Below are 21,408 nucleotides of genomic sequence, written 5' to 3'. Positions count from 1 at the left end.
CGTTGCCTCCGGCCGATTTTGATGTACCACGGAAGCCACACGCCCCGTCCCCCATAGGCCCCAACGGCCAGGGAAGGGTCCCGCCCAAGGTCGAGACTCAAGAAAAAGCATGTTCAAACGCATCCTGATCGCCAATCGCGGCGAAATCGCCTGCCGGGTCATCAAGACCGCTCGCCGCATGGGAATTGAGACGGTTGCGGTCTATTCCGAGGCCGACCGCGACGCCCTCCATGTCGAGATGGCCGACGAAGCCGTGCTGATCGGCCCGCCGGCGGCTGCCGAGAGCTATCTGGTGATCGAGAAGATCGTCGAGGCCTGCCGCAAGACGGGCGCGCAAGCCGTGCACCCCGGCTACGGCTTCCTGTCCGAGCGCGAGGCGTTTCCGCGCGCGCTGGAGGCGGCCGGGATCGTCTTCATCGGTCCCAACCCCGGCGCGATCGCGGCGATGGGCGACAAGATCGAGTCGAAGAAGGCGGCTGCCAAGGCCAAGGTCTCGACCGTGCCCGGCTATCTCGGCGTGATCGAGGACGGCAACCACGCGGTCAAGATCGCCGACGAGATCGGCTACCCCGTCATGATCAAGGCCTCCGCAGGCGGCGGCGGCAAGGGCATGCGCATCGCGAATTCGAAGGCCGAGGTCGCCGAAGGCTTCAACCTCGCCAAGGCCGAGGCGAAGGCCTCGTTCGGCGACGACCGCGTCTTCGTCGAAAAGTTCATCGTCGATCCCCGCCACATCGAGATCCAGGTGCTGGGCGACAAGCACGGCAACGTGATCTATCTCGGCGAGCGGGAATGCTCGATCCAGCGCCGCAACCAGAAGGTCATCGAGGAGGCGCCGTCGCCGCTGCTCGACGAGGCCACGCGCCGCAAGATGGGCGAGCAGGCGGTCGCGCTGGCCAAGGCCGTGAACTATGATTCCGCCGGCACCGTCGAGTTCGTCGCCGGCCAGGACAAGAGCTTCTACTTCCTGGAGATGAATACGCGCCTCCAGGTCGAGCATCCCGTCACCGAGCTCGTGACCGGCATCGATCTCGTCGAGCAGATGATCCGCGTTGCGAGCGGCGAGAAGCTCGCCATCGCGCAGAAGGACGTCACGCTGACGGGCTGGGCGGTGGAATCCCGCCTCTATGCCGAAGATCCGTTCCGCAACTTCCTGCCCTCGATCGGGCGGCTCGTGAAGTATCGTCCGCCGGCGGAAGCGAGCCAGGACGGCATCACCATCCGCAACGACACCGGCGTGCAGGAGGGCGGCGAGATCTCGATCCATTACGATCCGATGATCGCCAAGCTCGTCACCCACGCGCCCTCGCGTGCCGCGGCGATCGAGGCGCAGTCGACCGCGCTGGATTCGTTCTATGTCGACGGCATCAGGCACAACATCCCGTTCCTGTCGGCCTTGATGCATCATCCGCGCTGGCGCGAGGGGCGGCTGTCGACCGGCTTCATCGCCGAGGAATTCCCCAAGGGCTTTGCGGTGCGCGTGCCGGAAGGCGAGGTCGCACGGCGCATCGCCGCGGTCGGGGCCGCCATCGATCACGTGCTGGGGGAGCGCAAGCGGCAGATCTCGGGCCAGATGGGCGGCCGCGTCGTGCAGCGCGAGCGGCGCCGCGCGGTCTGGCTCGACCGCCAGGAGATCCAGCTCGAGATCGCGCGCGAGGGCGAGGCCATCGCGATCCGCTTCATCGATGCCAACGGCAAGGCCGGCAACGCGCATCTGCTGGTCTCGCCATGGAAGCCGGGCGATCCGGTCTGGCAGGGCACCATCGACGGCCACCTCGTCGCGGTGCAGGCGCGCCCGATCCCGAACGGTATCCGCCTCGCGCATCAGGGTGTCGAGGTGCCGGTCTATGTCTGGACCGAAGCGGAGGCGACCTCGGCGCGGCTGATGCCGGTGACGACGGCCTCCGACAGTGGCAAGAAGCTGCTCTGCCCGATGCCCGGCCTCGTGGTCTCGATCGCGGTGAGCGAGGGGCAGGAGGTCAAGGCCGGCGAGACGCTCGCGGTGGTCGAAGCCATGAAGATGCAGAACGTGCTGCGCGCCGAGCAGGACGGCACGGTGAAGAAGATCCACGCCAGTGCCGGCGCGACGCTGGCGGTGGACGCGCTGATCTTGGAATTTGCATAAGTAAGCCCATTCTCGTGTCCCGGACGCGATGCAACGCTTTAGCGTTGCTTCGCAGAGCCGGGACCCAGAACCTCGGTGTATCACGCAGCAGCATGGGCCCCGGCTCTGCAGCGCCTCGTTGAGGAGCGCTGCGCTGCGTCTGGGGCACGAGAGTGCCATATTTCCTTCGCTCGCAATGACGGAGTATGTTGCGGCTGTGTCGCAACAGTTGAGAGGGCACCCATGGCCTTTCGTTCCCGCCGCGAGAAACTTCGCGCCATCCTGGCGGGCGTAGCTTGCGTCCATCCCGGCTCGGTCTACGACGCCATCTCGATCCGCATCGCCGAGGACCTCGGCTTTCCGCTCGGCATGTTCGGCGGTTCGGTCGCCTCGCTCGCCGTGCTCGGGGATCCCGACGTCACGCTGATCACGCTCACCGAGCTCGCCGAGCAGATGCGGCGGATGTCGCGCGCCGCAACACTCCCTGTTCTGGTCGACGCCGATCATGGCTACGGCAATGCGCTCAACGTGCGCCGCACGGTGCAGGAGCTGGAGATGGCGGGCGCAGCCGGCCTCACCATCGAGGATACGCTGCTGCCGGCTCCCTTTGGCGAGGCGAAGACGCAGCTGATCTCGCTCGAGGAGGGCGTCGGCAAGATGAAGGCGGCGCTCGGCTGCCGCGGCGATGCCTCGCTGGTGATCATGGGCCGCACGGGAGCGGCTTCGATCACCTCGCTCGAGGACGCGATCCGCCGCGCCAAGGCCTATGAAGCCGCCGGTGTCGACGCGCTGTTCTTCACCGGCATCAAGTCGCGCGCCGAGCTCGAGGCGGTGAGCGCTGCGACGCGCCTGCCGATCGTGCTCGGCGGGGCGCCCGAGGACTTGAACGCGCGCGACTATCTCGCGGGTCAGCGCGTCCGCATCGCGCTCCAGGGCCATGCACCGATCGCGGCCGCGACGCAGGCCGTGTACGAGACCCTGAAGGCACTCCGTGAAGGCGTGTCGCCGAAAAACCTCAAAGGGCTCGCATCGTCGGAGCTGACGGCCCGTGTCATGCGCGAGGCCGATGTCAAGGCGCGAAGCACCGAGGTCCTCGGATTGAAGAGATGAGCCGGGCGATTCTCCAGGTGATGATCCGCGGGCGCGTGCAGGGCGTCGGCTATCGGGCCTGGGTCGAGTATCAGGCGACGGCGAGCGGCCTCGAAGGCTGGGTTCGCAACCGCCGCGACGGCAGCGTGGAAGCGCTGTTCGCCGGCACGCCGAAACACGTTGCCGACATGGTCGCACTGTGCCGCCACGGCCCGCCATCCTCGCGCGTCGACAGCGTGACGAGCGAGACCGCCAGTGCGGATGAGCTGAATCTGCGCCGGGCAGGGGAAACGTTTTCGGTCCTGCCGACGGTGTAGCATCAGGGAAGATCGTCATGCCCGGGCTTGTCCCGGGCATCCACGTTCTTTGTGCCGATTGCTTAGGCGTGGATGGCCGGGACAAGCCCGGCCATGACGCCGTGAAGGCTGAGGTGCGCCAGACTCTCGACGCGAAACCTCACCTCGGCAGCTTGGCGATGGCCTCGCTGAGCTCGTGGATCTCATACGGCTTGCGCAGGATCGGGAAGTCGCCACGCACGCCGGCGGCGACCTCGCTGTAGCCGGTGGCGAGCAGGATCGGCAGGCCGGGGCGAATCTGGCGGAGATGATAGGCGAGGGTGAGGCCGTCCATCTTGCCGGGCATGACGATGTCCGAGAACACGAAGTCGACGCCGTTGGTCTCGATCTCGCGCAAGGCCGCTTCTGCGTCGGCGACGCGGCGCACCTGGTAACCGAGCTGCTCCAGCAGGCCAATGCTGACCAGGGCGACGTCGGGATTGTCCTCCACCAGCAACACCGTGCCGCTGCCCCGGAACGCCGGCTCTCCCTGCGTGTCCTGCGAGGGCGCGTCTTCGCCGCGCGGCAACAGGACGGTGAATGTCGTGCCCTTGCCGAGCTCGCTTGCGACCTTCACGGTGCCGCCGGCCTGATGGGCGAAGCCGTGCACCTGAGACAGGCCGAGGCCCGTGCCCTTTCCGATCGGCTTGGTCGTGAAGAACGGTTCGAAAATCTTGTCGAGCACGTCGGAGGGGATGCCGAGCCCGGTATCGGTGACGTCGATCGCGACGAAGTCGCCGGCGAGGGACGCTTCGTCGAGCACGACATTGCGCGCTCCGATGGTCACCGTGCCGCCGTCGGGCATGGCGTCGCGGGCGTTGATGACAAGGTTGAGCAGCGCGGTCTCGAGCTCGGAGGCGTCGGTCTTGATCGGCCAGACGTCGCGGTCGATGTCGAATGCCAGCCGGACGGAGCTGCCAACGCCGGCATCGAGCACCTCGCGGATCGCGGCGATACGTTCGGCGAAATCGATCGCCTGCGGGTTGACGCTCTGCCGCCGCGCGAAGGTGAGCAACTGGTTGGTCAGCGCCGCGCCGCGCCGGGTCGCGGTCTCGATCGCCGAGATCGCGCGCTGGAGCTTGTCCGCGTCGTCGGCGCCTCGCTTCAGCATGTGGAGGCTGCCGCTGATGATCATCAGGAGGTTGTTGAAGTCGTGGGCGACCCCACCGGTGAGTTGACCGAGCGCGTCGAACTTCTGGGACTCGGCGAGCTGCTTGTGCATCGCCTCGAGCTTGATCTGGGCGTTGCGGCGTTCGGTGATGTCGCGCGTGATCTTGGCGAATCCGACCAGTTCGCCGTCCTCGTAGATCGGATCGATCACGACGCTGGCCCAGAAGAACGTGCCGTCCTTGCGGACGCGCCAGCCTTCCTCCTCATAGCGGCCCTTTTCCCTGGCGATACCGAGCGCACGGGCCGGCTTACCGTTGGCGCGATCGGTCTCGGTGTAGAAGCGGGAGAAATGCTGGCCGAGGATCTCTTCGGGCGAATAGCCCTTGATGCGCTCGCCGCCGATGTTCCAGCTGGTGATGATCCCCTTGGGATCGAGCATATAGAGGGCGTAGTCCGCAACTCCCTCAACCAACAGCCGGAAACTGCGTTCGCTCTCGAACAAGTCTCTCTGTTGACTGAACTTTTCGACCATTCCCGGACCCCGCCTCGACGGGGACAAACGCCGCAAGCGGCGAATGGTTCCCTCCAGATGTGACATTTTTAGGCAGGTGTCCCGTAAAGGGTCGCCAGAGCGCCCCTATCGTCAGGCCGCCGCGCTCCGGAACGTCGCCGCCACCGTCCGCAGCGCGGCAAGCTTGGCGGGATCGCTGACCTTCGAATGCAGCATCACTTTGGAGCTGCCGAGCTTCGGCAGCTTGTGCACCGGGCCGATGTCGACCAGGCCGGCAGGCGCGATCCGCCGCGCCAGCGGTGCGATGGCAAGGCCGGCGAGCGTCGCAGCGACCACCGCCGTGACACCGCCGCCGACAAAGCGCTCGCGCCAGGCAATGCCGGCCTTGTCGAGCGCGCGCACGGCGATGGCGCGGACGCCGCAGGGCGGCGCGAGTGTCGCCAGCGGCAGCGGCTCGCCCTTCGGCAGGGTGAAGCGTCGTGCGGCGAACCAGCCGAACTCGTCCTCGGTCAGCTTCTCGCCGCCGCGGCGGCTGCCTTCCTGGCGGACGATCACCGCATCGAGCTCGCCTGCGTCGTAAGCATCCTGCATCTCGCGAGAGAAGCCGATGGTGACGGCGAGGGCGAGATTTGCCGACATTGCGTGCAGGCGTTCGAGCAGCGGCACCAGTTCGGGGCCTGCCGCATGATCGGAGATGCCGAGCGAGAGTGATTGCGCGGCCGGTGCCTGATCCGAGAGCGCGCGGTCATGCGCCGCGATCAGCACACGAGCACGTTCGAGGAAGCTGGCGCCGTCGGCGGTGAGCCGGACCGCGCGCGGCGAGCGCTCGACGAGACGTTTTCCCAGTAGCGTCTCCAGCCGCTGCAGCTTCAGGCTGACCGCCGCCTGCGTCGTGCCGAGGGCTTCGGCGGTACGCGTGAAGCTCCGGAGGTCGGCCACCAGCAGGAAGGCCTTGATGGTGGCGATGTCGAGCGTCGGCGTCATTACGAAGACTTATCATTGATATCAACAGAGATAAGGTACCAAAATGAAGAGCGGGGGTCTAGCTTTTCGCCAACGCCGCCCGACCGGCGCAGCATCTCGAGGAGAGCCACATGCCCCTGATCACCGTGTCCTACAGCACCTCCCGCCAGTCGCCGTCCCTGAAGGCCGACATCGCCAACGCCGTGTCCGAGCTCACCGCCGAGATCCTGCACAAGGATCCCAAGGTGACCGCCATCATCGTCAAGCCGGTGGATGCCGATGACTGGTTCGCCGGCGGCAAGTCGCTGGCCGAGCAGAAGCTTGCAAGCTACTGGCTCGACATCCACGTCACGGAAGGGACCAACACCAAGGATGAGAAGGCGGCCTATCTCGCCGCGATGTTCAAGCGCATGGCCGAGATTTTGGGCCCGCTGCATCCCGAGACCTATCTGCATGTCGACGAGGTCAGGGGCGACGCCTACGGCTTTGGCGGCCTCACTCAAGAGCGGCGCTACATTGCCGGCAAGCTGGAGGTCGCGCTGAGGGTGGCGTGAGGCTGCGAGCCGCCGGCTGAGCGGTCTCACCCGGCGGCCTCATCGTCAGCTCGCCGCCCGAAACTGAACTTCGGAATTGTTCAGGAAGCAAGTCTTGTCGAACAGCTTCAGGTCCAGCGGATTTGGCAACCTGATATCGCCGAGATCGGGGCAGGGCTTGACCGAGGGGTCATAGGATCGGTCGATCTGCGAGATGAAGACGACGATCAGCCCCTTGTCGCGTGCGAACGATTTCAGTGCGCGCACCTGAGCGTTGAGGTCGGGATTTTCGCGTCTCTGGTCGAGCAGTTGCAGATAGTCGATCACCACGAAGGTGCCGCGGGGCGCCGCGGCCATTTGCTTCACGACGTAGTCGGCGCTGATGGCGTCGGAGCAATCGACCTCGAACAGCTTGTCGAATTGCGCGGGCTCCACGCCGATCGCACGCAAGCGATCCCAGACATCCTTCTCGGTATATTCGAGCGAGAAGAACGCCGCGCGATGGCCGGACCGCATCGCCTCCACCGCAAGTCCGAGGCTCAGCAGTGTCTTGCCCTGACCGGGCCGCGCGCCGACCAGCACCAGATCGCCCGGCCGGACCTGCGGGAACAGCCTGCTGGCGGGTGTCAGCGCGGCGGCTTTCGCTGCGATCAGGCTCCAGGCGGAAAACCCTTCCGTCCTGGCAATGCGGTCCAGCGCGTCGTGCAGCGGAATGCCTTCCTCCCGGGACAGGCGCTTGGCTCGTCGCTTCAGATGATAGATCGGCGCAGAGAGTTTCATCGTCAAAACCTCCCATTGCGAGCAGAAAGCGCAATCCCTCCTTATGCCTGGCGCCCGAACAGTCGGTCCGATGATCTCATCGCCCGGCATGAGGTCTGCTTTCCCGGCGGAGGGGGGAGGCGTGGGCGGCACCGGAATCGAGCATAGCTGACTCGTCGCGCGAGGAGAACGTGCTCGGTTCGCGCCAACAGGAATGCGCGCATGGATTCCGCTGCATGGGTCACACGATGTCGGACCTCGTGCCCAGCGGTTCGTGCTGGTCGCCGAAGGCGAGGCCGCGACCAAGCGACCAGTCCACCGGCGCGTTCTCGGTGAGCACGATCATGATGTCGTCGCCGGAGAAACCGGCTCTCACGGCGCGCTCCGTGATCGACCGGAACAGACGCCTCTTCTGATCGATCGTCCGTCCCTCGAGAAAAAGGACCTCGACGATCGATGCCTCCGCCGTGCGCGTGACATTGGGGAATGTCGGGTCGATGACCATCAAGTCGGGCGCGTAACGGCTAACGAGCTGAAACCGATCTTTGGGCGGCACGCCGCAGGTCTCGACCAGGCCCTCATGGACGGCATCGGCGAGCGCGTGGACCCGCTCAATCGGAAGCTGGGTGGGAACGGAAATGCGGGCGAGGGGCATGGCTTGGGGCTCCGTGGTTGGACGGATGACCCTTATTCGTGCTGTAGATGGAGATAAATTGCGATATTGAGAAGCTGTCATTCCCAAGAGTCACGAATATGGCCTCGAATCCCATCCCCGACCTTAGCGCCTTCGTCCGTACGATCGATCTGGGAAGCTTCGCCGCCGTGGGCGCCGAGGCTGGCCTGACCGCTTCTGGCGTTTCCCGCATCGTGAGCCGGCTGGAGCGCCGCCTCGGGGTGGCGCTTCTGCACCGGACGACCCGGCGCCTCATCCTGACGCAGGAAGGGGAAACGTTTCTTGCCCACGCGCGAAGCATTCTGGCGGCAGTCGAGGCCGCCGAGGCTGACGTTGCGTCCGTCCATGGACGGCCGCGCGGGCCGATCCGCGTCAACAGCGGCACCGCGTTCGCTCGACGGCGACTTGCGCCGCGGCTGCCTCAGTTCATGGAGCAATATCCGGAAATCCGGATTGATCTGAGCGTCAGTGACCATCGCATCGATCCGTTCAGCGAGCAGGTCGACGTGACGATCCGGGTCGGCCCACTCATCGACAGCGACTTGATCGCGGTGCGCCTCGGCGAGATCAGGCGCATCATCGTCGGCAGCCCGCGCTATCTCGAACGCCATGGCGTGCCCGAGCAGCCCGCCGATCTGATGCGGCACAATTGCCTCCAACTCAGCGGCACCTCGCGGCTGGCGCAATGGCCAATGTTCGAGGACGGCAAACCGGTGGCAATTCCCGTCAACGGGACGATCCGATCCGACAGCGCCGAACTGCTTCTCGACCTGGCACTGGCGGATGCGGGTCTCATTCGCCTCGGTGACTTCCTGGGCGAAGAAGCCTTGAAGGAGGGCAGGCTGGTGCCTTTGCTGTCGCACTGCCATGACGCCGATCCGCAGCCGATCACGGCGCTGATCCTGCCCGGGCGGCAAGCTATTCCCAGGGTCCGCGCTTTCATTGATTTTCTAAGGACGAACTGCTGACGGGATTCAGATCGCCGCTTCCGGCAGCAGCGCCCGGGTCGGTCCGAACAGCTGTTCGAACGCCTGGCGTAGCGCGATGTCGACGTCGGCCATGGTCACGAGCTGGCCGAGATCGACCAGCGAGGTGACGCCGTAGCGGGGATCGACGACGCCGCACGGCACGATGCCGGCGAAATGCGACAGCTCCGGCTCGACATTGATCGCGATGCCGTGGAACGAGACCCAGCGCTTCAACCGTACGCCGATCGCCGCGATCTTGTCCTCGTAGCCTTCGCCCTTGTCGGGCCGCCTGACCCAGACGCCGACCCGGTCCTCGCGCCGCTCACCGCGGACGTTGAAGGCGGCGAGCGTGCGCAGGATCAGCTCCTCCAGGCTCGCGACATAGGCCCGGACGTCCGGCCGGCGCCGCTTGAGGTCGAGCATGACGTAGGCCACCCGCTGGCCGGGCCCGTGATAGGTGAGCTGGCCGCCGCGTCCGGTGGCGAAGACCGGGAAGCGGGGATCGCGCAGGTCGGTGTCCTTGCCCGAGGTGCCGGAGGTGTAGAGCGGAGGGTGCTCGAGCAGCCAGACCAGCTCCGCGGCTTCGCCCGCCGCGATGGCCGCAACCCGGGCCTCCATTGCGGCCACCGCTTCCGGATAAGGCACCGGCGCGTCCGAGATTCGCCACTCGACCGGCTCGCCGCCGGCAGCGGAGAACGGCGTCAGATCGAGCCCTTCACGCTGGTTTTGACGGGGGTTTAGCGGCGAATTAACCATTGGCTAACCATAACGTGGTGATCATCTCGGGGGCAAATGCCAAGTCCAAGTCCAAGTCCCTTGGTCGGTCCCACATTCCAAGTCCCAGTCCCAAGTTGCGGCGGTCCTGACAGTGCCCACCCTCGATAAAGTCACCGTGGATCTCATGGTCGTGCTCGGGACGACCACGATGCCGATTCATCAGGTATTACGTCTTTCCCGCGGCGCCATCATCGAGCTGGACGCAACCGAGGCCGACGAGGTCAAGGTCTTGGCCAACAACCTGCCGGTCGCCTCCGGCGTCGTGCTGGTGGACCGCAACCGAATCGCGGTCGAGGTCAAGCAGATGCTGCCGCGCTCACCGGGTACGCGGTAGCGGCCTGGGCACGCGGCAGCGGCCTGGGCGGGGATAGGGCCGATTTGGAGCGGGGCCCGAACTTTCCTGCAAAGCTTGTGGAATTCAGGGCCTTTGCAGGCTTGTACCCCCCTGATGGATTTGTTAGATCGGCGCCGTTGATCCGGCCGGCCTTCAAGCCTCAAGCCGGCATCCCCAAAGCGCTCGTGGCGGAACTGGTAGACGCGCTGCCTTGAGGTGGCAGTGAGTAAAATCGTGGGGGTTCGAGTCCCTCCGAGCGCACCAGACGCGTAACTCATTCAAATACCAAGATTATTTTAAGTCGTCCGAGGACGGTCCTTCTGCCGGCGCAACTCGCCGAGCGTCCTGGCGGCGTCGTCCAGAAATGAAGGCCGGCAGCTTCTCCTCAGCGCGTTCCGCTACGGCCACCGGATACGTACGAGCTGATCAGAACCGCGTAGCGATCTGCCCCAGTTGCCGATATGCCGCCTCGCGCGCGACGCGGATTGGCTCCGCCGGCCCTGTCGTCGGTCCGATCGGCACGAAGCGCACGTCGCTGACGCCGATGAAGCGAAGCGCTTCGCGCAAATAGGGCGTTGCCATGTCGATGCGGCCGCGGTTCATGCCGGTAGCAAAATCGCCGCCGGAGGCGAGGATGACGAGGGTTGGCCGGTCCTTGAGCAGCGGAAGATAGCCCTGCGCTGGATCGAACCGGAACGTCAGGCCGGGCTGGATGACAATGTCGAACCATTGCTTCAGCTTGTAGGGGAGGCCGAAATTCCACATCGGCGTCGAGATCAGGACGCGATCGGCCAGCGAGAAGCGCAACGCGATCCGCTCCGCCTCGGCAAAGCTGTGGCGCTGCGCGTCGTCGAACGCCTGCGCCTTCATTCGCGCATACTTGGCTTCGACGATGGGACCGATGAATTCCGGCAGCCGCTCGCGCCAGAGATCCATCACGTCGATGTCCCAGTCCGGCCGCGTTTGGCGAAACCCGTCAAGGAAGACGCGCGCGCCGGCGCTCGACTCGGAGTCCGGGCGGGGCGAGCAGGACAGATGCAGGAGCTTCGCCACGTTTCATCCCAACGCCCGGATGACGGCGTCCGCCCGGGTGACGATCGCGACGTTCTGCATGGCGAAGTTGATCGAGGCGTTGTGCCAGTCGGCATTCATGGTGGAGCAGCAATCCTCCGGGACGATCATGAAGTAGCCTTTGTCGGCGCCGGTGCGGGCGGTGTGCTCGACCGACATGTTGGTCCAGGCGCCGGTGTTGATGATCATGTCGCGCCCGGTCGCCTTCAGGATCGTCTCCAGCCGCGTGCCCTCCCAGGCGCTCATCCGCATCTTCTCGACGACGAAATCGCCGGGCCTTGGCTCGAGACCCGAAACCGGCGCCGCGCCCCAGCTGCCGCGCACCATCGCCTTGCTGTCGACCAAGCCTTCGAACAAGGGGGCGTTCAGCGTCACCCCGGGCGCGCCTGGCTCGACGACGAACCAGACGTGGATGATGACGATTCCGCGGGCCCGCGCGGCCTCGGCAAGACGGCGAACGTTCTCGACGACGTGCTGCTGCCGCGCATGCTCCGGCGCTCCGGAATCGGCGAACGCGCCGCCGGCCATGATGACGTCATTCTGGAGATCCTGGATGATCATGGCGCAGCGCTGCGGATCGAGACGCATCTCGCCATCGGCAAGGATGGGGGCAGCAGGCGCGGAGCCGGCAGCCGCGGGGCCGCTGCCAGGTCGGCCGCTGCCAGGTCTGGCGTTCATATAGGGCTCATGGCGTGGGCCGACCTTCGTCGGGATGGCGTAGACCGAATGCGTCGAGGTCAGATACAGCGTGCGGAAATCCGGGCCGCCCCAGGCGAGGTTGGCGACGAGCTCGGGAAGGCGGACCTTGCCGAGCAACTCGCCGCGCGGTGAATAGACCCAGACGCCGCCCGGCGCGGTGACCCAGACATTGCCGTGCTGGTCGCACTTCATGCCGTCGGGCAGTCCGGGTTCGAGCTCGGAGCGGATGCCGCTGGCGAACACGCGCGCATTGGACAGCGAGCCGTCGCCAGCGACCTCGAACACGCGGATCAGCGCCTGGACGGTGTCGTTGACATAGAGCAGCTTCTCGTCCGGCGCGAAGCACAATCCGTTCGGCTGGTCGAACAATGTGCGGTCCACCACGAGCTTCGGCTCGCCGCCGGGCACGACGCGATAGACGCCCTGGAAGCCGAGTTGCCGCGGTCGTTCGACGCCATAGACCGGCATGCGGCCGTACCAGGGGTCCGAGAAATAGATCGCGCCCGAGGAGTGCACGCAGACGTCGTTCGGACTGTTCAGCTCCTGACCCTGGAAGTGCGAGGCGAGCACCTCGCGCCGGCCGTCCGGCCGCTCGCGGACCAGCTGCGAGGTCGCGTGCTCGCAGACGATCAGGTTCAGCTCGGCGTCATAGGTCATGCCGTTGCATTTGTTCGACGGGCGCTTGACCTCGGCGACGCCGCGCCGCGGGTCCCAGCGCCGCCGCACGTCGCCCGGCATGTCCGAGAACAGCAGATAGTGATCGATCGGATGCCAGACCGGCCCCTCCGTGAAGTCGAAGCCGGTGCCGACCTGCGCGACCGGCGCGTAGGGATCGATCAGGGTCTCGAACTCGCTTCGCAAGGTGACGTGGGTCATCGCTCGATCCTCAGGTGACGTCACGCCGGAAACCAGTTGCGCGCCGGCAACGATTGCACGATCGGTCCGGGGACCTGGTCGTGCAGGCGCCCGACCACGTTGCCGCCTTCGATCTTGGCCGGACGGTCGTGCACGGGCAGCAGATAGCGCGAACTGCTGAGCAGCTTCTTGATCGCCGCCTTCTCCGCGCGCTTGCTGGTGCCGTGGTTGCCGGTGGTGCGCGGCTCCCAGTCGTGGATCTCGTTGAAGGGCGTGACGATCTGGTCGTTGAAGTCGTAGATCACATCGCCGCAGATGGTCGCGATGCCGTCGGCGGTCTCGACGATGACGTTCATCGATCCCTCGGTATGCGCATTGGCGGCGTCGCAATAGACGCCGGGCATCAGCTCGATCGGGCCGGTGATCTCGAGATCGAGGAAGCGCAGCGCGCTCTTGGTGTGCAGCCGGTCGATCAGGTGCTTGATGTCGGGCGCCGGGTATTGCGGATGCATCAGGCCGGAGACGGAATATTCCAGCTCCTTGCGGTTGAGGACCACCGTCGTGTTCATCGGGAACAGATCGTCCTTGCCGGCATGGTCGATATGCAGATGGGTGTGGCAGACGAAACGGACGTCGCCCATGCGCACGCCGTGGCGCGCGAGCTGGTTCTCGATCATGTTCTCGTGGTACTGGAGGCCGCGCATGCCCAGCGTCTCCATGATCTGATTGGAGCGGTAGCCGGTGTCGACCACGACCGGATATTTCCCCCCGAGGATCAGGAAGCCGAGGGTGAGGACGCGGCGGGTGCGGCCGCAGTCGCGGCCGAGAACCAAAAAGCTCGATTCCAGTTCGATATCGCCGTAGTCCAGGATCTTGATCTCCAGCGCCATTCGTTGCTCTCCCTGTCCCTTGCCTTTCAAAGCCGGTAGACGCGCATTGCCGTCGTCTTGAAGATCGCGTCCTTCTGCTCGGTGCTCAGCGGCGCAGTGGCTGCGCGAAACGCATCGACGAGCTCGCGATAGCTGGTCCACAATTTCTCGATCGGAAAATTGGAGCCGAACAGGCAGCGTTCGGCGCCGAAGACCGCGACCGTGTCGGTGACGACGTCGGCAACATGCGCGGGGTCGTTGCGATGGATGAAGGTGCCGAGCCCCGACAGCTTTGCGACCACGTTCGGACAGGCTGCCAGCCGCGCGATGCCGGCGCGCCAGGCTGCGCGGCCGGCGGGCGAGAGGTCCTCGAGCATGCCGGCATGCTGGAGGATGAAGGTGACGTCGGGGCAGGCTTCTGCGAGCGCAGCGGCCTGCGGCATTTGCGGCGTGAACACCTGCAGATCGAAGCTCCAGCCATAGTCGGCAAGGTGCGCAATGTTGCGCTGGATCATCGGATCGGCGCAGAGATCGGCGCGTGCTGCAAAGCGGTAGAGCGGGTTCTCGTGCCAGTGCAGTTGCATGCGCGCGCCGCGCACCAGGGGATAGCGCTTCAGGCGGTCGAGCTGAGGTCGCACGTCGTCCACGGCGAAATTGGCGTAGGCGACAATGGCATGGGGCCAGCCATGCGCGTTGGCGGTTTGCTGGACCCAGGCGGCTTCGTCCTCGAAACGGTCGTTGGCCCAGTTGGTCTGGACGTAGACCGAGCGGGTGACGCCGGTGCCTTTGAGGTCGTCGAGATATTCCTGGATCGGATAATCGCGCCGGATCGGCTCGTAGGGTCCGAAGATGCGGGGCTGCATCGGCCCGACCAGCCAGGGCAGGTCGGCCTGCCGCCAGATGTGGTGATGCCCGTCGATCATATCGGTCACGCCGCTCTCCTTCGTCCCAGCGCCAGAATGTGCGCGACGATCGACCCACTCGAGCCGCCGTCGACGAGGTCGTCGACGAAGCGCTCGATGGCCATGAGCGCCTCGGTTTGGGGGCGGAAGGCGGGGCCTGTCGCCAGCGGAGTCAGCCAGCTCACCCGCCAGGCCCGCCGTGACAGCTTTGCGACCGCATCGCGCAGCGCGTCGGGCTCGCCGCGCTCCAATCCGTCCGAGATGATCACGACAGCGGCGCCGCGGGCATAGCCGCCGAAGCGGGGCACGGCGAGGAAGGCCTGGAGCGCGTCGCCGATGCGGGTGCCGCCGTCCCAGTCGCTGACCAGATGCGCGGCCGCGTTCAGTGCCTGCTCGCGGCGCTTCAGCCGCAGCGGACGGGTGACCCGGGTCAGCCGCGTGCCGAAGGTGAACACCTCGACATTGGGCGCAGCCTGCACCAGCGCATGCGCGAGCTTCATGTTCTCCTCGGTGCGGCTCTTCATCGAGCCGGAGACGTCGATCAGCAGCAGCACCTTGCGCGGGCGCCGACGCCGCTTCATGTGGCCGAGCCGCAGGATCTCGCCGTCGCTGCGAACGCTGTCGCGCAAGGTGCGGCGGAGATCGGCGAACGGGCCGCGGCGGGTCCGCATGCGACGGTGACCGCGGCGCCGCGGCAGGCGTCGTGGAGCCTCGCGCGTCAGGCGGCGCAGGGCGTCGGTCGTGGAAAGTTGCGCGAAGCGGCGCTCGACCAGCGCCTCGGTCCGTGCGGCAGTGAGGCCGGATTCATTGGCGTCATCGGACAGCAATGGTTCCTCGTCGCCGCGACCTTCTTCCTGGAGCCGGACGGTCTCGTCGTCTTCGCCGTCGTCGGCGCGCTCGATCGCCTCGCTGCCGCGGAAGTGCAGATCGAACAGCCGGTCGAACGTGGCGCGGCGCTCGGGCGGCGGGGCGAGGGTGGCGAGCGCCGCCTGCCTGATATCCTCGAGGTCCCGCGGGCCGAGCAGCTTGATCGCGGTGAGGAACGCGGTGGTCTGCTCCGGCGCGACCGCAAAGCTGTTGGCGCGCAACAGCGCAACGAAGGAGACGAAGACGCGGGCGGCGCGCGGAAGCCGGGGCTCGGTGTTCATGCGGTCGCCTCCGCGAGCATGGCGTCGAGCCGGGGCGCGATGAAGTGCAGATCCTCCTCGTCCTTCAGCGCGACGCCGATCGACCGCTTGAAGGCATCCGGCCAGCGCGCGCCGCCCTTGTTGAGGAGCGTCGCGGCTTCGGCCCAGTCGACGGCCTCGGCGATGCCCGGCGCCTTGCTCAGGGGCTCGCGGCGCAATCTCTCGACGGCTGCGACGACGGCACGGGCCGTGGATTCGGCGACGCTGGATGCGCGCATCATGATGATCCGCGCCTCCCGCTCGGCGCTGGGATAATCGATCCAGTGATAGACGCAGCGGCGGCGCAAGGCTTCGTGCAGATCGCGGGTCCGGTTCGAGGTCAGCACGACGACCGGCCGCTCGGCCGCGCGCACCGTGCCGCGCTCGGGAATCGAGATCTGGAAGTCGGAGAGGAATTCGAGCAGGAAGGCCTCGAACTCCTGGTCGGCGCGGTCGATTTCGTCGATCAGGAGCACGGTTGAATCGGGTGCGCGAAGCGCGGCCAGCATGGGACGTTCGATCAGGAAGGCCTCGCCATAGATATCGATGCTCTCGTCCCCGGCCTGGCGGATCGCCAGCATCTGGCGCGGATAGTTCCACTCATAGAGCGCGGCGGAGGCGTCGATGCCCTCGTAGCATTGCAGGCGGATGAGGCGGCGGCCGAGCACGGCAGCGATCGCTTTTGCGGCTTCGGTCTTGCCGACGCCCGGCGCGCCCTCGAGCAGCAGCGGCTTGCCGAGTGCGAGGCCGAGATAGGCAGCCGTCGCCAGCCCCTCGTCGGCGAGGTAATAGGCCGCGCGCAGCGCTTTCTCCAGCGCCTCCGGGCTGTCGATACCGACGATGCTGCTGCGGACCGCCACGGCCGATCCCCTAACGCCGCGCCTGCGGCCGCGCGCCACCCTGGGCCTTGATCGCGCGCAGCACCTTTTCGGGCGTGATCGGCAGGTCGTCGATGCGGACGCCGACGGCGTTGAAGATCGCATTCGCGACGGCCGGCAGCACCGGATTGGCGCACATCTCACCAGGTCCCTTGGCCCCGAAGGGGCCATCGGGCGCCGGACGCTCCAGCACCGCGATATCGTGCGGGCAGATGTCACCGGGACCGGGCATCAGATATTCGACGAAGTCGCGGGGCCCATGAACGGGATCGGGATAATACGGCTCCGGGGTCTCGTAGAGCGCGTGGCTGACGCCCATCCAGGCGCCGCCGACCAGCTGCTGCTCGACCAGGCGCGGGTTGAGCGCGCGGCCGAGCTCATAGGCGGAATCCATCCGCACCATCGCGACTTCGCCGGTCTCGTCATCGACCTCGACTTCCGCGACCAGGCAGGCATGGGCGTAGCAGGTCGCCGGCGACATCTCGCCGGTCTCCGGATCGACATCGGAAAGCGGGACCAGGAAGATGCCGCGGCCGGAGATGGTCTTGCCCTGCTTGAACTGCGCGGCAATCGCGACGTCCTTGGTCGAGATCGAGCGGTGCGGCGCGCCCTTGACGTGGATGTTGCCGCGGCCGTCGGTGTCGAGATCGGCGGCGTTGACCTCCAGCTCCTCGGCCGCCGCTTCCATCATCACCCCGCGCGCTTCGCGGGCGGCGGCCATCACCGCGTTGCCGACGCGGTGGGTGCCGCGGGAGGCGAACGAGCCCATGCAGTGCGGGCCGGTGTCGGAGTCCGCCGTGTCGACATAGACGTCCTCGACGGGAACGCCGAGCGTTTCCGCGCAGATCTGCCGCGTCACCGACTTCATGCCCTGACCGAGATCGATCGACGACAAAGCCACGGTGAACTTGCCGCTGGGATTGGAGTGGACCAGGGCCTGGCTCGGATCGCCGCCGAGGTTCATGCCGATGGGATAGTTGATCGACGCCATGCCGCGTCCGCGATGCCGGGTCATGTCAGCGTCTCCTGGTCCCGAACACGGATGAGAACCGCGTCGCGCCGTGCGATGGCGCGGCCGGGCGAGGCGGGGAAGGCGGCGGCGCCGGCGGCGGCGGATCGCGCGGCGGCTCCCGCGTCGCGGTCACTGGCGCGCGGTCGTAGCTGGTACGCTGCTGCACCGGCGCCGGCCTCGCGCGCGAAGAATCCGTCGGCGTCGGCGGGATCGCGGCGCGGCTGCCGCCGCCGTCCTTGCGCGAGGAGGCGCGCTTGAACTCGTCGCGGATCGGCCATTTGGCCTTTTCGGCGGCGACCTGGACGCATTCGATGAGCGCCGTGTTCTTCGCCTCGCGTCGATGTGCCTTCATGTCGCCGTCGCGATAGGCGTTGAGAATGCGAAACTCCATCGGGTCCATGCCGACGAGATTCGCCAGCTTGTCCATCTGGCACTCGATGGCAAAATCCATCGCGGTGACGCCGAAGCCGCGCATCGCGGTCGCCGGCGTGCGGTTGGTGAAGACGCAATAGACGTCGCCATAGACATTGGGGATGGTGTAGGGGCCCGGCAGATGCGCGGCGCATTTGACCGCGGCGTAGCTGGACAGCCTGGTATAGGCGCCGCTGTCGAAATAGGCCCGGATCTTGCGCGCGACGATGCGGCCGTCGCGCATGACGCCGTCCTTGATGTAGATGCGCTCGGCGCCGCGTGGCGGGCCGTACTGCATCTCCTCCTCGCGCCCGAATACGTAGCGCACCGGTCGCCCGGTCAGCATTGCGCCGAGAATGGCGAGCGGCTCGGTCAAGGTGTCCACCTTGCCGCCAAAGCCGCCGCCGACGGTGCCTCCGATGAAGTGGAAGGTGTTGGAGGGCACATCCAGGATCTTGGCGCAGGTGTCGACCGAGAAGAACAGCGCCTGGGTCGAGGTGTAGACGACGTAGCGGCCGTTGGTGTCGGGCGCGGCAATGGCGCCGTTGGTCTCGGTCGGCGCATGCTCGATCGGCGACATCTGGTAGCGCTGTTCGAGCACGTGGTCGGCGCTCGCGAGCGCCGCGTCGGCATCGCCGAAGCGCAGGCGCTGGTGGTCGTAGGCGTCGTGATAGATGAACGCGTTCTTCGGATAGGTCTCGTTGACGACGGGGGCGCCGGGCTTCAGCGCGTCCTCGACGTCGAACACGGCCGGCAGCGGCTCGTAGTCGACCTTGACCTTGGCGATGGCCTCGAACGCCTCCCGTTCGCTGTCGGCGACGATGGCGAGGATCGGCTCGCCCTTGTAGCGGACCTTGTCGACCGCGAGCGACGGCTCGTCGTCCTTGCCGAAGTTGATCAGGCTGAGAAGCGTGTTGAGGTTGAGCGGAACGTCGGCGCCACGAATGATCCGGCGGACGCCGGGCGAGCGTTCCGCGTCCGTGGTATCGATGCGGCGCAGCCGTGCATGGGCCTGTGTCGAGCGCAGGACCTTCAGGTGCAACATGCCTTGCAGTTGATGGTCATTGAAATAGCTCGATGTGCCCGTGACATGGCCGAGCATGTCCTGGCGCTGGGTGCCCTTGCCGATTTCCTTGAGGTTGTCGTCGCGCTCGTCGGCGAAGATGTCCTTGCGTAGTTCCAGCATGGCGCGGCGTCCTTCAGGCGCTGACCCGGCCGCCTGCGGCGGCGAGAATGGCATTGATGATCGGCTCATAGCCGGTGCAACGGCAGATGTTGCCGGAGATGGCCTCGATGACCTCGTCGCGGCTCGGCGAGGGATTGCGGTCGAGCAGGGCTTTTGCGGCCATCAGCATGCCGGGCGTGCAATAACCGCACTGGGCGGCGAAGTTGTCGGCAAACGCACGCTGGAGCGGATGCAGGTTCGGGCCCTGCTTCATGCCGTCGAGCGTTTCGATCGATCGGCCGGCGACCGTCTCGGCGAGCGTCAGGCAGGACAGGTGCAGCTCGCCGTCAACCAGCACGCTGCACGCCCCGCAGCCGCCCTGGCCGCAACCGAATTTCGGCGTCATGTCACCGATCAGCTCGCGCAGCGCAACCAGCAGATTGGTGCCGCCGTCGACGAAGATCGCGACGTCGCGGCCGTTGTGACGAAATTGCAGGGGGATCTTTGCCATGGTGGTCTATTCCTGGCCTGACAGCAGGCGGCGCAGATGCACGCCGACGATCTCGCGGCGATACCAGGCGCTGCCGAGCGCGTTGTCGGATGGCGACGTTGCTTCGGTCGCAGCGGATGCAGCCGCCGCGATCGTAGGGGCATCCAGCGAGCGGCCCTCCAGCGCCCGCTCGGCGGCACGGGCGCGGATCTGCGTCGGCGCCATCGATCCCAGCGCGATGCGAGCGCCTGCGATCCGGCCGCCGCTGATCGGCAGATGCGCGGCCAGCGTGATGACCGAGCCGCCCTTCGGTTTGATCCGGGCGATCTTGCGATAGCGGAACGCCTCGGTGCCGGCCGGACGGGTGCAGGACACCGACAGCACGAGCGTGCCGGCCTGGCGGTCGCGCGCCTGCAGGAACTCCTCGATCGGAATGTCGCGCGCGCCAAAGCCGCCTTGCACGGCCACGGTGGCATCGAGCGCCAGCATCGCGACGGTGAAATCGCCATAGGGAGTTGGCGCAAAGAGGTTGCCGCCGACGGTACCCATGTTGCGCACGGCCGGACCGCCGATCGAGCGGGCAGGAGCATGCAGGAAGGCGAGGTCGCGTTCCGCAAGAATGCGGGCGAAGGTGACGCCGGCACCCAACGTGATGCGCGGACCCGATGCGTCGATCCTTGTGAGGGCCTGATCCTGCGCGCGGACGACGGTCGAGATCGACACGTCGCCCTCGTTCAACGCGCGCATCACCAGCGTGCCGCCACCGAGATAGCGCGCGCTGCGATCCGACGACAGCGCGCCGGCGGCCTCGCTGGCGCTTGCAAAGGTCTTGACCGTCACGGCCATGATTATGCGGCCTCCCTCAGGTGTCGGCGGATCGCATCGAATCCGGCCTGATAGATGTCTTCGGCGACCATATGGGTGATGCGGTCCTTGTCCTCGGGCCTCGTGGTGAAGCGCGACTCCCAATGCCAGAAAGTGCGGTCACCGTCGGTGACCGGCAGCAGGCGGACATGGGCGACGTAATTGAACATCGGGATCGGGGTATCGAGCAGGCAGTAGCTGAAGCTCTGTTCGAGGTCGGACAGCGCCAGCAATTGCTCGCGCAGCTCGGAGCCGTCCTTGAGCCTGAACCGCCTGACGCAACCGATCTTGTCGGAGGACTGTGCGCGCTCGATGGAGGAGGTCGCGACCCCCGGATGCCAGCGATCGTGCCCGTTGAAGTCGCGCAGCATGGCCCACGCCGCATCGGTCGGCGCGTCCAGGATCGTGCTCTTGACGATATGCGGCACGGTCAGCCTCCGAACACGCGCTTCAGCGCGTCGAACCCACCCTGGAACACGCCGCCGCCGATGTTGCCGACGAGCTCGGTCTCGCGCTCCGGCGCGCAATCGAACTCGGCGGTCCATTCCACAAAGGTCTGGTCGCCGTCTGTGACGGGGGTCAGCCGCAGCGTCGCGACGTAGTTCTCGACGCCCATCGGGGATTCCAGGATCGAGTAGGTGCAGAACATGTCGTAGTCGGAGAGGCCCAAGAGCTTCTCGCGGATGCGGTCGCCGTTGCGCAGGCGGAAATCTCTGACGCAACCGATCTTGTCCGAGGGCTCCCCGCCTTCGATGCGGCTTTCGGCGATGGCCGGATGCCAGTTCGGCAAGCCGTTGAAGTCGCGAACCCGCGCCCAGACGCGGTCGTTGCGGGCGTTGATGACGGTGGAGACATAGACGCGGGCCATGG

At 66.4% G+C, this 21,408-nt stretch carries 23 protein-coding genes and 1 tRNA gene; 7 read left to right on the top strand and 17 right to left on the bottom strand.

Features of this window, described 5'->3' with window-relative positions; all coding sequences use genetic code 11:
• Window positions 1-109 precede the first annotated feature (109 nt).
• The 3 genes from K410_RS0122250 (at window position 110) to K410_RS0122240 (ending at window position 3,510) form a co-directional block, all read left to right on the top strand.
• Entirely contained in the window at window positions 110-2,125 is a 2,016-nt protein-coding gene (locus K410_RS0122250; RefSeq protein WP_028136924.1) for an acetyl-CoA carboxylase biotin carboxylase subunit, read from the top strand.
• 222 nt (window positions 2,126-2,347) lie between these two features.
• Window positions 2,348-3,214: an isocitrate lyase/PEP mutase family protein gene (locus tag K410_RS0122245; RefSeq protein ID WP_028136923.1), complete on the top strand. Its 867-nt coding sequence runs from the start codon at window positions 2,348-2,350 to the stop codon at window positions 3,212-3,214.
• Window positions 3,211-3,510 carry an acylphosphatase gene (locus K410_RS0122240; protein WP_028136922.1) on the top strand — a complete coding sequence of 100 codons (300 nt, stop codon included), beginning with the start codon at window positions 3,211-3,213 and terminating at the stop codon, window positions 3,508-3,510. The genes K410_RS0122245 and K410_RS0122240 overlap by 4 nt, the downstream gene beginning before the upstream one ends.
• Window positions 3,511-3,649: 139 nt before the next feature.
• On the opposite strand, the gene K410_RS0122230 is transcribed toward K410_RS0122240, so the two are convergent.
• Window positions 3,650-5,170 carry a PAS domain-containing sensor histidine kinase gene (locus K410_RS0122230; RefSeq protein ID WP_028136921.1) on the bottom strand — a complete coding sequence of 507 codons (1,521 nt, stop codon included), beginning with the start codon at window positions 5,168-5,170 and terminating at the stop codon, window positions 3,650-3,652.
• A 111-nt stretch (window positions 5,171-5,281) separates the two neighbouring features.
• A complete protein-coding gene (locus tag K410_RS0122225) occupies window positions 5,282-6,133 on the bottom strand; it encodes a LysR substrate-binding domain-containing protein (protein ID WP_028136920.1) in 852 nt (283 codons plus the stop codon).
• A 110-nt stretch (window positions 6,134-6,243) separates the two neighbouring features.
• Here K410_RS0122225 and K410_RS0122220 point away from each other — a divergent pair, with 110 nt between their 5' ends.
• Complete coding sequence (locus K410_RS0122220; protein ID WP_028136919.1) at window positions 6,244-6,666, top strand: tautomerase family protein; 423 nt, start codon at window positions 6,244-6,246, stop codon at window positions 6,664-6,666.
• A gap of 45 nt (window positions 6,667-6,711) precedes the next feature.
• Here K410_RS0122220 and K410_RS0122215 read toward each other — a convergent pair whose 3' ends face one another.
• Window positions 6,712-7,425, bottom strand: coding sequence for a DNA helicase (locus tag K410_RS0122215; RefSeq protein ID WP_028136918.1), 714 nt, complete (start codon window positions 7,423-7,425; stop codon window positions 6,712-6,714).
• Window positions 7,426-7,645: 220 nt separating this feature from the next.
• Window positions 7,646-8,059, bottom strand: a complete 414-nt coding sequence (locus K410_RS37115; protein ID WP_049820159.1) for a tautomerase family protein — start codon at window positions 8,057-8,059, stop codon at window positions 7,646-7,648.
• Between the two features lie 98 nt (window positions 8,060-8,157).
• Between K410_RS37115 and K410_RS0122205 the strand changes: the two genes are divergently transcribed.
• Window positions 8,158-9,045 carry a LysR family transcriptional regulator gene (locus tag K410_RS0122205; protein WP_028136917.1) on the top strand — a complete coding sequence of 296 codons (888 nt, stop codon included), beginning with the start codon at window positions 8,158-8,160 and terminating at the stop codon, window positions 9,043-9,045.
• A gap of 6 nt (window positions 9,046-9,051) precedes the next feature.
• Here the strand turns inward: K410_RS0122205 and lipB are convergent, their stop codons facing one another.
• The gene (gene lipB, locus K410_RS0122200; protein WP_028136916.1) at window positions 9,052-9,801 is read right to left on the bottom strand and encodes a lipoyl(octanoyl) transferase LipB; all 750 of its coding nucleotides are present in this window, start codon (window positions 9,799-9,801) and stop codon (window positions 9,052-9,054) included.
• Window positions 9,802-9,913: 112 nt separating this feature from the next.
• Between lipB and K410_RS0122195 the strand changes: the two genes are divergently transcribed.
• Both K410_RS0122195 and K410_RS0122190 read left to right on the top strand, forming a co-directional pair.
• The gene (locus K410_RS0122195) at window positions 9,914-10,156 is read left to right on the top strand and encodes a FliM/FliN family flagellar motor switch protein (RefSeq protein ID WP_018647371.1); all 243 of its coding nucleotides are present in this window, start codon (window positions 9,914-9,916) and stop codon (window positions 10,154-10,156) included.
• A gap of 179 nt (window positions 10,157-10,335) precedes the next feature.
• Window positions 10,336-10,420: transfer RNA gene (locus K410_RS0122190), tRNA-Leu, on the top strand.
• Window positions 10,421-10,582: 162 nt separating this feature from the next.
• Here the strand turns inward: K410_RS0122190 and K410_RS0122185 are convergent.
• The 12 genes from K410_RS0122185 to K410_RS0122130 are packed head-to-tail and all read right to left on the bottom strand — an operon-like array spanning window position 10,583 to window position 21,406.
• A complete protein-coding gene (locus K410_RS0122185; protein WP_028136915.1) occupies window positions 10,583-11,209 on the bottom strand; it encodes an FMN-dependent NADH-azoreductase in 627 nt (208 codons plus the stop codon).
• Window positions 11,210-11,212: 3 nt separating this feature from the next.
• Window positions 11,213-12,802, bottom strand: coding sequence for an isochorismatase family protein (locus K410_RS0122180; RefSeq protein ID WP_028136914.1), 1,590 nt, complete (start codon window positions 12,800-12,802; stop codon window positions 11,213-11,215).
• A 20-nt stretch (window positions 12,803-12,822) separates the two neighbouring features.
• Complete coding sequence (locus tag K410_RS0122175) at window positions 12,823-13,671, bottom strand: MBL fold metallo-hydrolase (protein WP_028136913.1); 849 nt, start codon at window positions 13,669-13,671, stop codon at window positions 12,823-12,825.
• 26 nt (window positions 13,672-13,697) lie between these two features.
• Entirely contained in the window at window positions 13,698-14,582 is an 885-nt protein-coding gene (locus tag K410_RS0122170; protein ID WP_028136912.1) for an amidohydrolase family protein, read from the bottom strand.
• Window positions 14,579-15,700, bottom strand: a complete 1,122-nt coding sequence (locus K410_RS0122165; protein WP_028136911.1) for a vWA domain-containing protein — start codon at window positions 15,698-15,700, stop codon at window positions 14,579-14,581. Before K410_RS0122165 ends, K410_RS0122170 begins: the two co-directional genes overlap by 4 nt.
• Window positions 15,697-16,578 carry an AAA family ATPase gene (locus K410_RS0122160; RefSeq protein ID WP_028136910.1) on the bottom strand — a complete coding sequence of 294 codons (882 nt, stop codon included), beginning with the start codon at window positions 16,576-16,578 and terminating at the stop codon, window positions 15,697-15,699. Before K410_RS0122160 ends, K410_RS0122165 begins: the two co-directional genes overlap by 4 nt.
• A gap of 10 nt (window positions 16,579-16,588) precedes the next feature.
• Window positions 16,589-17,611 carry a xanthine dehydrogenase family protein molybdopterin-binding subunit gene (locus K410_RS0122155; protein WP_028136909.1) on the bottom strand — a complete coding sequence of 341 codons (1,023 nt, stop codon included), beginning with the start codon at window positions 17,609-17,611 and terminating at the stop codon, window positions 16,589-16,591.
• 1 nt (window position 17,612) lies between these two features.
• Complete coding sequence (locus tag K410_RS0122150) at window positions 17,613-19,205, bottom strand: xanthine dehydrogenase family protein molybdopterin-binding subunit (RefSeq protein WP_028136908.1); 1,593 nt, start codon at window positions 19,203-19,205, stop codon at window positions 17,613-17,615.
• 13 nt (window positions 19,206-19,218) lie between these two features.
• Window positions 19,219-19,695, bottom strand: a complete 477-nt coding sequence (locus tag K410_RS0122145; RefSeq protein ID WP_028136907.1) for a (2Fe-2S)-binding protein — start codon at window positions 19,693-19,695, stop codon at window positions 19,219-19,221.
• 6 nt (window positions 19,696-19,701) lie between these two features.
• Window positions 19,702-20,520 (bottom strand): FAD binding domain-containing protein, encoded by an 819-nt coding sequence (locus K410_RS0122140; RefSeq protein WP_028136906.1) that lies wholly within the window; start codon window positions 20,518-20,520, stop codon window positions 19,702-19,704.
• 2 nt (window positions 20,521-20,522) lie between these two features.
• Complete coding sequence (locus K410_RS0122135; RefSeq protein ID WP_028136905.1) at window positions 20,523-20,966, bottom strand: SRPBCC family protein; 444 nt, start codon at window positions 20,964-20,966, stop codon at window positions 20,523-20,525.
• A gap of 2 nt (window positions 20,967-20,968) precedes the next feature.
• Window positions 20,969-21,406, bottom strand: a complete 438-nt coding sequence (locus K410_RS0122130; protein WP_028136904.1) for an SRPBCC family protein — start codon at window positions 21,404-21,406, stop codon at window positions 20,969-20,971.
• Window positions 21,407-21,408: the final 2 nt, after the last annotated feature.

The sequence above is a fragment of the Bradyrhizobium sp. 22 genome, assembly GCF_000482425.1.
GTDB lineage: Bacteria > Pseudomonadota > Alphaproteobacteria > Rhizobiales > Xanthobacteraceae > Bradyrhizobium > Bradyrhizobium japonicum_B.
This window is presented reverse-complemented; position numbering and strand designations above follow the sequence as displayed.